Raw genomic sequence first — 14,335 nt, forward strand, 5'->3', positions numbered from 1 at the left:
TCCAGGCTCGCCCTACGCGCGGCGCTGTGCACCGTGTCGGCACGGTCGGCAAGGCCGCTGACAGTACGCGCATGACGGCTGATCTACTCGCTCGGAGCGACGACCTGCTCGAGGGGCACCCCATCGTCAGCGATCAGCATCGCCGAATCCCGCTACAGTGGTGAGCTCGAGGATGTGCGCGGCCAAGGCCTGGCGGGCCGCGTCGGTGGCAGCCAGCACGCCCTGCGCGATCCGCGTCGCCGGCCAGTCACGGACGCGCCGTCCAGCCTCAGATCGGTGAGGTGACCGCCCTGATCCACGGTCGCGGTGACCATTCCACGTCCAATCGAGGCGTCGACTCTCAAGTCGCGAACCTGCGCTGCGAGATCCGCAGCGCGGCGGGCACGATCCTCAAGTACGTTCGCCCAGTGTTCGACTCGAGCGTCGAGCCGGTCCGCATCAGCGTCGAACAAATACCTTCGCCTCCCGAGTCACCTAGCCTTCGCAGCCTAGGAGACCGAGCCGAACCGGACAAGGCTTCTGTCGATGCTTCGATCAGGGCGTTAGGTCTAGCGAGCTGCCGCACTCGACTGGCTCGACTAAACAGCGTCGTCGCTTCCCGTCGATGCGTGTTACCGCGCAGGAGTAGCAGTCACCTACCTTCGGCGCGGTCCTGCCCTGGCGCGTCGACCCACCTCGCACCCTGACGACGTCATTGAGCCGATGACCATCGACGGCGTCTATGCCGCGCTCGGGGAACTCGGCGACGCTCCACAAACTCTGGAAAGAGACCTATCCGAACATAAGCTCGACCGCTACCGAAGCCGCTCGACTCAGGGTCACCTATTTTCGCTGATCTTGCCGAGCGTCGGATGGATTTAATCGGCATCCGAGGGGTAACCCAAACGAAATCCCCACCGGATTCGACGCTGTCGACGTCGATTCAGTTGATCTAGCTGTTATCGGGGCGGGGTTCCAGGTCTCGACACTTTCACGGTGGAGCAGCTTCCGGGGCTCCTCGCCGCGGGCCACCGCGAGCCTGCCGAGCTGAGGAAGAACTCATCGAACTGCGGTGGCGACGCGACGCGTGAGGGTAACCAACGGACCTTGCCCGACCCGAGCCACCGTACAACGGGCCAGGAGTCTGTCGACGTCGGGCGCGTTATCGAAACGTTATGGAATTGACCAGCAGCAATCTAACCAAGACTTCGGTGGCGGCGCTAATTTGTTCAATGCCTCAACTATTACCCCCACAGGTCTTCGGCGAGCCGCGGCGGGCTCTGAAGTCCCGTCCAGGCATTGGAGACTCTTCGTGTCCGCACAACGTCGCAGCCGCACCCATCCGAATATCAGAGCGCGATCTCTGCTCGGTTCGGTGCTCGCGCTCGCCATGACCGTGACCGCGCTTGCCGTCGGGCAGTCGCCCACGCGGGCCGCGCCGGCAACCACCCGTCAAGCCAACGCGGCGCTCGCTCCGTTCTCGGTGCTGGTCTTCTCGAAGACCGCCGGGTTCCGGCATGATTCCATTCCCGCCGGCATCGCAGCGATCCAGCAACTCGGTGTCGACAACGGGTTCACGGTCACCGCGACGGAGGACGCTGGCGCGTTCACCGACGCCAACCTCGCGCAGTACGCGGCGGTGATCTGGCTGTCGACCACCGGTGATGTGCTCGACGCCGCCCAGCAGGAAGCCTTCGAGCGCTACATCCGTGCCGGCGGCGGTTATGCCGGCGTGCATTCCGCATCGGACACCGAATATGCCTGGCCATGGTACGGCAGCCTGGTCGGCGCATACTTCTCTGCGCACCCGAACAACCAGCAGGCGACCATCAAGGTCGAGGACCCAGCGCACCCGTCCACGGCTGCTCTGCCGGCGCAGTGGTCACGGATCGACGAGTGGTACAACTACCAGGCGAACCCGCGCAGCAAGGTGCATGTGCTGGCCAGTCTGGACGAGCGGTCCTACTCGCCGGGCACCGGTGCGATGGGTGCCGATCACCCGATCGCGTGGTGCCAGGATTATGACGGCGGCCGGTCCTGGTACACCGGGATCGGTCACACCATCGCTTCGTACACCGAGCCTTCATTCCTGGCTCACCTGCTCGGCGGCATCCAGACCGCGGCCGGTGCGCTCGACTCCGACTGCAGCGCGTCGCTGACCAGCGGGTACGAGAAGGTGACGCTGGACAGCAACACGCAGAATCCGATGGAGCTGGACGTCGCGCCGGACGGCCGGGTCTTCTACATCGAGCGTGACGGCCGGGTGCAGATCATCAAGCCCGCCACCGGCACCACGGTGACCGCGGTCGACCTGGATGTCTTCACCGGCAACGAGGACGGCCTGATCGGCATCCGGCTGGACCCGAACTTCGCCACCACCAACTGGGTCTACCTGTACTGGGCGCCGAACGACGGTATGACGCGTAACCGGATCTCCCGGTTCACGGCCAGCGGCGACAGCATCGACCCGGCCAGCGAGAAGGTCGTGCTGGAGGTGACGACGCAGCGCACCACCTGCTGCCACGCCGGCGGTTCGATGGTGTTCGACCGCGCCGGCAACCTGTACCTGGCCACCGGCGACAACACCAACCCGTTCGAGTCCGACTCGTTCACCCCGATCGACGAGCGGACCGGGCGCCAGAACTTTGACTCCCAGCGCACCTCCGGTAACACCAACGACCTGCGCGGCAAGGTGCTGCGCATCCACCCGGAGGCCGACGGCACGTACACCATCCCGAGCGGGAACCTCTTCCCGCAGGGTACGGCGATGACCCGGCCTGAGATCTTCGCGATGGGCTTCCGCAACCCGTTCCGGATCGGCATCGACGCGAAGACGAACACGCTGTACGTGGCCGACTACGGCCCGGACGCGAGCACGACGAACCCGAACCGCGGCCCGGAAGGAACAGTCGAATGGAACATCGTCCAGCCCGGCAACTACGGCTGGCCGTACTGCCACGGGGCTAACTACGCCTACAACGACTACACCTTCCCGAGCGGACCGTCCGGCGCGAAGTTCGACTGCGCCGCCCCGGTCAACAACTCGCCCAACAACACGGGTCTGACCAACCTTCCGCCCGCGGTCAGCGCCACCGTCGACTACGACTACAGCGGCAACGCACTGTTCCCGGAGATCGGTGGCGGCGGCGCGCCGATGGCCGGGCCCGTGTACCGCTACGACCCCGACCTCGTCTCCGAGCGCAAGTGGCCGGCGTACCACGACGGCAAGGCGATGTTCGGCGAGTGGAACCAGAACAAGATGTACGCGTTCCAGGTCGCCGCCGACGGCAGGTCGCTGGTCGACATCAACAACATGCTCAGCGGCATGACCTTCCTGCGGCCGATGGACATCGAGTTCGGTCCGGACGGCGCGCTCTACCTGATCGAATGGGGCACCGGATTCGGCGGCAACAACGGCGACTCCGGCATCTACCGCATCGACTACATAGCGGGCGAGCGGGCCCCGATCGCGGTGGCGACCGGCACGCCGGACTCCGGACCTGCGCCACTTTCGGTGCAGTTCTCCAGCGCCGGGTCGCGTGACCCGAACGGCGGGGCGCTGAGCTACGCATGGACGTTCGGTGACGGTGGCACCTCCACCGTGGCCAACCCGTCGCACACCTACCCGGCTGCCGGCAACTACACGGCGCAGCTGACCGTCACCAACACCGCCAACCGCACGGCCGTCGCGAACGTGACGGTCACGGTCGGCAACACCGCACCCACGGTCACCATCTCGTTCCCGCCGGACGGCGGCTTCTTCGAGTGGGGTGACCAGGTCAAGTACACCGTCGCGGTGACCGACCCGGAGGACGGGACGATCGACTGCTCGCGGGTGAGGCTGCAGTACTACCTCGGTCACGACCAGCACGCACACCCCCTGCAGTCGTACACCGGGTGCACCGGCACCGTGCAGACGTCGCTGGCCTCCGGCCACGGCGCTGACGCCAACGTGTTTGCCGTGTTCGAGGCCACCTACACCGATGATGGTGGAGCCGGCGGCTCCCACGCGCTGACCGGCAGGGCGATCGAACAGCTGCAGCCCAAGCGCAAGCAGGCCGAGTACTTCACCGCCACCGGACGGGCTCCCGACGGCGTCGGCGGCGGTGACCCGGGCGTGCAACTGGAGACGACGACCGACACCGCCGGCGGTTTCCAGAACATCGGCTTCATCGAGGACGGCGACTTCTGGTCGTACGCCCCGGTGAACCTGACCGGTATCGACGTGCTGCGGTTCCGGGTGGCGTCGGCCACCGCCGGTGGACGCATCGAGGTAAGGACCGGCACGGCGGACGGGCCGGTGCTGGCTACCGCGACAGTGCCGGGCACCGGCGGCTGGCAGACCTTCACCGATGTCACGGCGACGCTGAGCAGCCCGAGCACGGTGACCGGGCCGCTGTTCCTGGTGGCGAAGAACCCGGCAGGCGACACCGGTACGGGTTCGTTGTTCAACGTCAACTGGGTCGACTTCCTGGGACGCGGCGTGACCGACAACGCGCCGCCGGTGGTCACCGCGACGGCGACGCCCACCACCGGCACCGCGCCGGTGCTGGTCACCTTCACCGGTTCGGCGACCGACGCCGAAGACGACAGCCCGCTGACCTACCTGTGGGAGTTCGGAGACGGCGCCACAGCCGCCACCGCCAACGCCACGCACACCTACGCCAACCCCGGCACTTTCACAGCGACGCTGACCGTGTCCGATGCGCGCGGCGCGAAGTCGTACGCCAACGTGGTCGTCAGGGTCCAAGCGCCGAACAACGCCTGCCTCGGCGCCCGTTCGGACAACTTCGACGGCACCGCACTGGACAAGGGCCGCTGGTCGACCGTGGTCCGGGAGAACCAGCTCTACTCAGTGGCCGGTGGCACATTGCGGCTGCCCACCGCGGTCGGTGACCTCTACGGCACCCGCAACGACGCGACCAACCTGATCCTGCAGCCGGCACCGGATGGCGCCTGGCAGGCGACCACCAAGGTGTCTGTCACCGTGGCGGCCGACTACCAGCAGGCCGGCCTGATCGTGTACGGCGACGACGACAACTACGCCAAGCTGGACCTGGTGTACGGAGGCTCCAGGAAGTTCGAGTTCATCCGGGAGACCGCAGGGTCGCCGCGCAACGGCTCCGCCGACGCGGTCAGGGCCCCGGCAGAGCTCGGCGACACGGCCTACCTGCGGTTGATCAGTGACGGCGTGAACCTGACGGCGGCCTGGTCAGCTGACGGTGTGACATTCGCGCCGGTCGGGCAGTCGGCCGCGCTGGCCGGCATCGTCAACCCGAAGGTGGGCATGTTCGCCCTCAACGGCGGCACCACCGCACCGGTCGTCGACGCGGCGTTCGACTGGTTCCAGATCACCCCGGACGCTCCGGCCGGGCCGATCGACCCGTCCGACGAGTTCGACGGGTCAGCCCTGGACCGGTGCAAGTGGAACGCGGTAGTCCGCGAGGAAGCCGGCAAGTACCGGGTCACCGGCGGCAAGCTGGAGATAGATGTGCCTAACGGGGACATCTACACAGGTGCCAACACCGGGCCCACCAACTTCATCCTGCAGAACGCGCCATCCGGTGACTGGACGCTGCAGACGAAGGTGGACGGTAGCCAGCTCAACGAGCAGTACCAGCAGGCAGGCCTGCTGGTCTACCTCGACGACGACAACTACCTGAAGCTGGACTACATAGTCGACAACACGGCCGGCTCACCCGTCAGCCGGCGGATCGAGTTCCGCAGCGAGATCGCCAGTGTCGTGCAGAACCCGCAACCCGGAATCACCAACCTCACCGGCGCGGTATGGCACCTGCGACTGGCCCGGGTGGGCGGCGTCTACACGGCCTCCTACTCCGCCGACGGCACCACCTGGACGGCGCTGGAGCCGTTGACCAACACGGTCGTAGGTGACACTCCCAAGGTCGGGCTGTTCACGCTCGGCGCCAACCAGACGGCGTCGAAGCCGGCAAGCTTCGACTACTTCCGGATGACCACGCCAGGCGCCGGCGACACCACAGCCCCGGTGACCACGGCTACCGTGACCGGTGCGGCTACCGCCGGCTGGTACACCGAGTCGCCGACGGTCAGCCTGACCGCCGCCGACGAGGCCGCAGGCAGCGGCGTCACGCGCACCGAGTACCAGCTCGACGACGCCACGACGTGGACCGCCTACACCGAGCCGGTGCTGATCAGCGGGACAGGAACGCACCAGCTGCGCTACCGCTCCACCGACACCGCAGGCAACGTCGAGCAGGCCAAGACCGTCGAGGTGAAGATCGACGCCACGGCGCCGGTCACCACAGCGACGTTCGCACCGGCCAACGACGACGGCTGGCACGCCGGGCAGGTGCCGGTGCTGCTCGCCGCCACCGACGCCGGTGCCGGCGTGGCCAAGCTGGAGTGGTCACTGGACGGCGGGCCGTGGACGCCCTACACCGAGCCTGTCAACATCGGCGGCGACGGGCAGCACGAGCTGCTCTACCGGGCCACCGACGGGGCGGGCAACGTCGAGACGCTGAAGTCCGCCATCCTGAAGGTCGACGGCAACCAGCCGACCGTCATCGTGGCAGGGTTGGCCGACGGCCAGCTCTACGGCGACAGCCAGGACGTCCGGGTCACCTTCCAGGCCGTCGATCCGACCTCCGGCATCGCGTCGGTCGTCGGGACGCTCAACGGCGCGGCGTACACGACCGGCACCCTGCAGGCCATGTACGAGCTGCGGCTCGGCCTGCACGAGTTGACGGTCACCGCCACCGACAAGGCCGGCAACAAGACGGTCTCCACGGTGCGGTTCTACGTGACGACCTCGTTCCGGGACATGCAGAACCTGCTGGACCGGTTCAAGGCGACCAGCCGGCTGTCGGCCAACGCGCACAAGAAGCTGACGGCCAAGCTGACAGCGGCTCGCCAGTCCGAGGCGAACGGCAAAGACGCCAAAGCCATCAGCCAGCTCAAGGAGTTCCGCGCGCTCGCGTTGAACACCTCGCTCGTGCCCGAGGCCGAAGTCCGGGCGGTACTCGTCCGCGACACCGATGCCATGATCATCAGGCTGGGCGGCACACCGCCGACCAACGCCGGGGCCAAGGCCAACGGCGGCACGTCACTGGCCGGGGTCGGACGGCTGAACGGTGACGTCGTCCGCATCGGCAAGAACGGCCGCCTGAGGTAGACAAGCACCATCTGGTACGAGGTCGCGCCGTCACGAACTCCGTGGCGGCGCGACCTCGTACGCCATGCGTTCAGGGTTGCGAAGGTAACCACCAGCGCGAGTCGTCAGAAGGTCCTGGAACTGCCTCAGTCTGTCGGGTCGGGCATGTCAGGCCGAGATCAAACGACGTACAGCCTCTTCCACGTCGGCGGGCTTTCCCCGTAGTTCATTCACCATCTCGGCAACCTCCCGCAGGTCGATGGCAACGCTGACGCCGACCCATAAGATCCCGCGTCCGCTGGTTGTGAGCGACAACCAGCTCCGTCAGGATCACCGGCCTGCCGTGACCCACGGGCCCCCGACGTCGTTGCCTTGGTCAACAACCCGGACCGGGCCGCTCGGCGGGCTGATCGGCGCCGGTGGCGGCCGACGACGCCGCCGCAGCCCGGTCGTGGGTCTGCGGCCGCTCCTCGGCGAGTCAGGGCCCGGTACTGACAGCCGCAGGCTGCTCCGGCAGGGTCTTGGCGAGCACCTGCTCGATCTGCTCGCCGACCGCCGTGGTCAGCGAACCGTCACAGGCGATGCCGAGCGCCATCGCCAACTGCCGACCGTGCAGGTCGACGGTGGCCTCGAGCAGCTGGGCGAGCACCTCGGTCGCACGGCGCGCCCGCCGCCGGCCGCTGCCCAGGACGACCAGGCCGATCAGTAGCGCGGGCCACCAGAACAGGCCGAGCACGAGGTAGGCCAGGCCCCAGGCGAACAGGCGCGCCGCATCGGCGTACCCGCGCTGGGCGCTGGTCAGGTCCGTCCGCAACGGCTCGGGCGCCACCGACCACAGGTGCGGCCACGCCGACCGCAACGCGAACCCGTACCGGGCGAGCACCCGGCGTTCCACCAGGGCGAGCCGGTCGGCGATCCACGTCGCGGCCACCGGCTCGGCCGGTGCGACCCGGTCGCGCCTAGCACGCAGCCGACGTCGGCGCGCCCGCGCGTCGTCGGGGTCCTCGGGTACGTCCGCGGTGGCGCGCTGCCGGGGCGGGGCCGTGCGCAGCCGGCCGCGGGCGACCGCCGCTGCGAACGCGTCCAGCTCCGCAGTGAGCGCCCGGTCCGCCGCGAGCCAGCGCCGCCGGCGACGCGCCGCCGCCCGGTCGGCGAGCAGGCCGGGCGGGTCACCCCACGCGGCCTCGACAGCCCGACCCAGCGAAGCCACTCCCACCCCGCACAGGGCCGCCGCGAACGCCACCGCCGCCAAGGCCAGACCCACCCGGATCGTATCGTCGGCGCCGGACCCGACCCCGAACCGCGCGATCACCGCCTGAGCCCGCTCGACGTCTGCGGCGTGGCGGTGGCCCAGCCGCAGGCCGAGCCACGCGCAGGCGACGAACAGCAGCCCGGGGCCGAACACGACCGCGGCCCAGCGGTCCAGCACCCGCTTGGACAGCTCCTGCAACAGAGACGTCATGGCGTCGCCGCCGGCGCACGACCGGGCGTCACCCCGGCACCGTCACCGGTTCGAGCCCGCGACCACCGACAGCGCAGCGCGACTTCGCCGAAGGCTGGGACTCGGCGCGCACGCACATCCGCAGCGGGCACACCCACACCTGCTCGGACCCGGGGCCGGGCGGCAGCAGCCGGAACGAGCGGTTGGCGCGGGTGAACCCGTGCACGCCCACGAGCAGGAGCTGGTCGTCCAGCGCGTCGAGCGCGCCGCGGATGCGGGCCGGGTCGGAGGCGCCCGCACGGATCTCCGTCAGCGCCGTCTCGAACTGCTCCTCGGCATCGGCGGCCGCCAGCACCTCGTACAGGTCGCCGCGGTCGAATGCCCGACAGAGCCGCTCGATGCGCTCGGCCAGCTCTGTCCCGTCGTCGGTCGAATCACCATAATGATTGTCCGGTAGCACAGGGTGAGTGTATACCTACAGAACAGCGCTAACGCGGTCTGTCCACTGAGGAGGTAGGGGGTGCGGGTACGGCTGCTGGCACTGCTGAACGCCAAGCTGGCACACGCCCGGCAGCACCAGTCGACGGAGCTCCTCGACGACGACACCACCCTCGCCGAGCTGGTCGATCTCCTCCATGACCGTCGACCCGCCACGGAGCACGGCCCGGACCTCGAGGTCCTGTCCATCGTGGGCTGGGTGCTCTATCTGCGTCACCTCAACGCACCGGAGCAGACCCGGCTGCCCACCTTCGTGGCCGCCTGCCAGCTGCTGGGCCCGGTCCACCTCGCCGACCCAGGTTCCCTGCCGCCGATGGTCGCCGCGTTCTACGCGACCGGTGCCGACCCCCGGGAGTTCTTCTCCTGGCAGACGGGCATGAACACCGATCCTGAGGTGTGGGTGGCGCTCGTCCGCGAACCCATGACCCGCTTCCTCGCCGACCACACCGACCTCGCCACGGCCCGGCTCGTCACCGGTCTGCTGCGGCTGGCCTGCGTAGCCGCCGGCGACCGGCACCCCGGCCGCACGCGCTATCTCGGCGGTCTCGCCTCTCACCTGGCCGTCCTGCGCCCACTGGTCGACGACCTCGAAACCGCCCGCGCCTCGGCCGAGGCCAACCAGGCGATGCTCGACGCGATGACCGCCAGCGACCCGGCGCGGGGGTTGTTCCTGCAGAACCTCGGGGTGGCCCGGTTCACCGTAGGGCGCGACACCGACCGGCTGGACCTGGTCGAGCAGGCCGTCGACCTGTTCCGGGAAGCGCTGCCGCTAGCCAGGAGTGCGGACGAACGCGACCATCTCCGGCTCAACCTGGGCGGGGCGCTGGGCCATCTCGGCGCGTTCGGCACGCGACACGCGCTGCTGCACGAGGCGGCGGTACTGCTGCGCGAGACCGCCGCCGGCGCCGGACCGGTCGCCGACGCCGCGGTCAAGAACCTGCGCGCCATGCTCGGACAGGCGATGGCCGGACTCCAGGCCACCCCTGACGACGACGCCCTGCTGGCGCTGTGCACCGGCGCGGTCCGGCCCGAGCCACCCGACGCCCCACTCGACGCCCTGTTCCTCATCGCCCTGATGTACCTGTTGATGCGCCGCTACCAGTTGCCGCGCGGGACGCTGCAGGACGCGACCCGCGCGATCGCGTACGGCCGTCGGGCGCACGCCGTCACCCGCACCGGCCGGATCATCGATCACGCCGAACGCGCCAGTCTCCTGCACAACCTCGGCTCCTGCATGCGCACCGTCGCCCAGATCTCCGGCGACGTCGCGCTGGTCGACGAGGCGATCGACCTCGGCCGGCAGGCATGCGCGGCACCGGCCTCGCCCAGCCTGGACCAGGCGACCCTGCTGGCGTCGCTGGCCTCCTCCCTGGCCTGCCGGTTCGACCTGGCCGGAGACCGCGCCGCCCAGCGTGAAGCCCTGGCCGTGAGCCGGCAAGCGGTCGCCTACATCGAGGCCGGCGGCACCCCCGGCGACAGCCTCACCCTGTTCGACGTGCACACCGTCCAGACCGACGACCCGGACGCCGGCCGGCACACGGTCGCCGCCTGGCGGGCGTCGGTGCTCCACGCGCACACCGCGGTGCTGCGCAACTCCGCGCACATCCTCGACGACCTCAGCCTGCTCCGGGAGGCCGTCGACATCCGCCGCGAACTCGCCGCGGAACCCGGCATCACCGACCGAACCCACGGGCGACGCCTGCACGCGTACTCCGACGTGCTGCGTGACCTGGCCGCCAGCACGCGCGGCGCGGAACGTGCGACGTTCGCTCGGGAAGCCGTCGACCTCGCCCGGCGCGGCATGGCCCTCACCCCCGACGACGACGTGGACCGCTACGCCTACCAGGGCAACCTGGGCCGTGCCCTGCGCCTGCTCGGCCAGATCGAAGGCGAGGCGACCGGTGCCGAGGCCGTGCTCGCCGCCCGCCAGGCCCGCGACACCACCGACCCGAAGAGCCCCTGGTGGGCGTTCCACAGCCTGCACCTCGGTCTGGCGCTATACCACGAGTCCGACAGCACCGACGCGGTTGAGCAGGCCCTGGCGGCATTCGAGGCCGCCACGCACGCTCCGGCCGCCCGGCCGGACGTCCGGGTCAACTCCGGCCGCATGTACGCCGAGGCGGCACTGCGGCTCGACCGGCCCGCGGCCGCGGTCGACGCGCTCGCCGAGGCCGTCGCGCACCTGCCCTTCGTGGCCTCTCCCGACCAGTCCCGCCAGGACCGGGAACGGATCCTGCGCGACCAGCAGGGTCTCACCGCCCAGATCGTGCGGGCCTGCGTCGCCGCCGGCGATCCCGCACGCGCGGTGGAGCTGCTGGAGCAGGCGCGCGGCCTGCTCTATGCCGAGGCCCTGGGCGCCCGCGGCGACCTCAGCGAACTGCAGCGCCTCGACAGCGACCTGTATGCCCAGTTCAACGACGTGCTGCGCCGCATCCGCGGCCTCGATTCCGCCGAGCCCGCACCGGGCACGGACCGCCAGGCCGCCGACCTGCGCGGCACCACCATCGCCGAACGCAACGCGCTGATAGCACGGATCCGCACCAGCACGCCGCTCACCGACTTCCTGAAACCACCGGGACTGTCGCAGCTGAGGGCACAGGCATGCGACGGCCCGATCATCATCGTCGCCTCCACCGGGGAGTCAGGCCACGCGCTGATCATCACCGCCGACGCCGACCGGCCCGTCCGCCACGTGCCCCTGCCCGGACTCGCCTACGAGCAGGCCAGCGACCGGGTCCTGACATTCCTCGCGGCACGCACCGTGGCCACCGACCCCGGGTACTCGATCCGGGCCCGGATACGGGGCCAGCGCGAGGTCACCGGCATGCTCTCCTGGCTGTGGACCGTCGCCGCCGAGCCGATCATGGAAGCACTCGGCGCGGCGGCCGTGCCCGACGCCGACGACGCCGAACTCCCCCGCGTCTGGTGGTGCCCGGTCGGGTTCCTTGCCAACCTGCCCTGGCACGCCGCCGGCACGCACGACCGGGGCACCGCAGCCGCCGTACTGGACAGGGTCGTGTCGTCCTACACCGTCAGCATCCGGGCCCTGCAGTACGCGCGCGCCCGCCCCGTGCCACCGTCGGGCGGGAGCATGCTGGTCGTGGCTCAGCCGACCCTGCCGGGCGCCGGCACCCTGGGGGGCGTGGCCGCAGAGGTCGACCGGATCACCCGCTACGTCCCCGAGACCGAGCAGCTGTCCGAAAGCCGCGCACGCAAAGCCGAGGTGCTCGCCGGCCTGGCCCGCCACCCGTACGCCCACTTCGCCTGCCACGCTCTGTCCGACCTGCGCGAACCCGCCCGCAGCCGACTGATCCTGGCCGACCACGAGACCGATCCGTTGACCGTGCGGGACCTCTCCGCCCTCCACCTCGAGGCTAAGGAGCTGGCAGTGCTCTCCGCCTGCAGCACCTACGAGACCAACCCGTCGACAGCCGACGACGCCGTCCATCTGACCGCGGCGTTCCAGCTCCTCGGCTTCCGACACGTCGTCGGCTCGCTGTGGCCGGTCTCCGACGGGACGGCCGTCGACCTCGCCGACACGCTGTACCACCACCTCACCGGCGGCGGCCGGCAGCCGCTCGACGCGACCGCGACCGCGACCGCCCTGCACCGCGCCGTCCGCGCGCTGCGCGCCCGGTTCCCCGCCGCGCCCACCGTCTGGGCCGCCTACCTCCACACCGGTGCGTGATCCGGTGACGCCGCCAGACGACGTGGCCGTGGAGGCCCGACAGCTGCACGACACGCTGACCGCCCTGGGCGAGGGCCGGCACGCCATCGCCGTCGTGCTCAGCCAACTGCCCCGCATCCTCTCGCTGATCGACGCCACCCCGGTCGAGGACGAAACCACCATCTCGCTGCGCGTCTACAACGTCGCCATCGTCGCCCTACTGCACCACCAGATGGGCGAACGGGCGGTGCCGCTCGCGGAGCGAGCCCGTGACGTCGTCATGCTCAGGCTGGGACCAGAACACGAGGTCACCCTGTCCATCCTGGAGACGCTCGCCTCGACGTACCAGCAGTCGGGCCAGCACACCCGTGCGGTGCAGCTGCTGGAGAAGGTACTGACCGCCCGGCAGACGACGCAGGACCCGGACGACCCGGACATCTGGCACGTGATGCAGAACCTCGGCGGCGCCTACCACGCCGCAGGACGACACCGCGAGGCGCTGGCGACCGTCGACCAGATCGAAGCCCACCACATCCGCACCGTCGGCCCCTGGCACCGGTCGACGTTCATGGCGCGCAACAACCGGGCGGTGATCCTCCGCAGCGCCGGCGACCCGGCCGAGGCGATCCGGATCCTGGAGCTCCTGGTCCCCGAGATGGAGCAACACCTCGGCGCGCAGCACGCGGACACCGTCGACGTCCGCGACGGCCTGGCCCGGGCCCGGCGAGCCCACGCCCGCACGTCGGGCGCGCACGCCGCCGCGAAGGCGGACCCCGCCCACCCCCGCCCCGCGCTGGCGGACACCGATGACCTGGAACCCGAGGGCGGCATCGACGAGATGTACGCCCTCGTACGCGACCAGACCGCCGCGCGCGGCGCGCACGACCTGCACACGCTGATCGCGCGGGTCCGCGCCGCCACGACGCTGCGCAACCAGGGACACCTCGACGAGGCCCGCGAGGAGTTCGAACGGACGCTGGCCGACTGCGTCACCCACCTGGGCGAGAACCATCCGGTCACCCTCGACGCCCGGATCAGGCTGGCGTTCACGCTGTGGCGGCAGGACGAAGACGAGCAGGCACTGATCGCGACCGAGGTGCTCGTCGTCGACTGCGAACGGGAACTCGGGCGGCTGTCCCGGCTCACCATCACGGCCGTGACCATGCTCATCAACCTCTACAGCCTGCGGTCCAGGTCGCAGGACGCCGACCAACTGCTCGACGAGTGGCACGCTGACATCATCGAGGTGCTCGGATTCGAGCACGAGCTCACTCGCCTGGTGCTCGCCCAGCGCACCTTGCGCCAGTACGGCATCGACCAATTGTGACCCGCCGCGGCGGTACCGGCAGACAGCGGAGCGAGGCACCAGAAAGACCCGTCCGGCGCCAGAACCCAATGACGAGCTCGACCTGCACCGATCCGACGGCTAAGGCAGACGTATCCGCAGGAACACAAACGGTGTTCGCCATGATTGATCTTGGCGAACATCGTTGGGATTTGATTGGTGTCCGAGGGGGCATTTGAACACCGCTTTTCGGCGTCCATGATGCATTTGGGTGTTCATGTGCAGCACGATATCAGCCTAATTCATCTCAGATCGGGCCAGAAACTGCGAGGG

The 14,335-nt window shown here is 69.6% G+C and carries 5 protein-coding genes; 3 read left to right on the forward strand and 2 right to left on the reverse strand.

Features of this window, described 5'->3' with window-relative positions:
* The first annotated feature begins 1,354 nt into the window (after positions 1–1,354).
* Positions 1,355–7,132: a ThuA domain-containing protein gene (locus HAV40_RS11340; RefSeq protein ID WP_308441060.1), complete on the forward strand. Its 5,778-nt coding sequence runs from the start codon at positions 1,355–1,357 to the stop codon at positions 7,130–7,132.
* Between the two features lie 457 nt (positions 7,133–7,589).
* Here HAV40_RS11340 and HAV40_RS11345 read toward each other — a convergent pair whose 3' ends face one another.
* Complete coding sequence (locus HAV40_RS11345; protein WP_166380904.1) at positions 7,590–8,573, reverse strand: hypothetical protein; 984 nt, start codon at positions 8,571–8,573, stop codon at positions 7,590–7,592.
* Positions 8,574–8,601: 28 nt separating this feature from the next.
* Positions 8,602–9,012, reverse strand: coding sequence for a hypothetical protein (locus HAV40_RS11350; protein ID WP_166380905.1), 411 nt, complete (start codon positions 9,010–9,012; stop codon positions 8,602–8,604).
* Between the two features lie 60 nt (positions 9,013–9,072).
* Between HAV40_RS11350 and HAV40_RS11355 the strand changes: the two genes are divergently transcribed.
* Positions 9,073–12,738 (forward strand): CHAT domain-containing protein, encoded by a 3,666-nt coding sequence (locus HAV40_RS11355; protein WP_166380906.1) that lies wholly within the window; start codon positions 9,073–9,075, stop codon positions 12,736–12,738.
* Positions 12,731–14,044: a tetratricopeptide repeat protein gene (locus HAV40_RS11360; RefSeq protein ID WP_166380907.1), complete on the forward strand. Its 1,314-nt coding sequence runs from the start codon at positions 12,731–12,733 to the stop codon at positions 14,042–14,044. The genes HAV40_RS11355 and HAV40_RS11360 overlap by 8 nt, the downstream gene beginning before the upstream one ends.
* Positions 14,045–14,335: the final 291 nt, after the last annotated feature.

Source organism: Catellatospora methionotrophica (genome assembly GCF_011297335.1).
Classification (GTDB): Bacteria; Actinomycetota; Actinomycetes; order Mycobacteriales; family Micromonosporaceae; genus Catellatospora; species Catellatospora methionotrophica.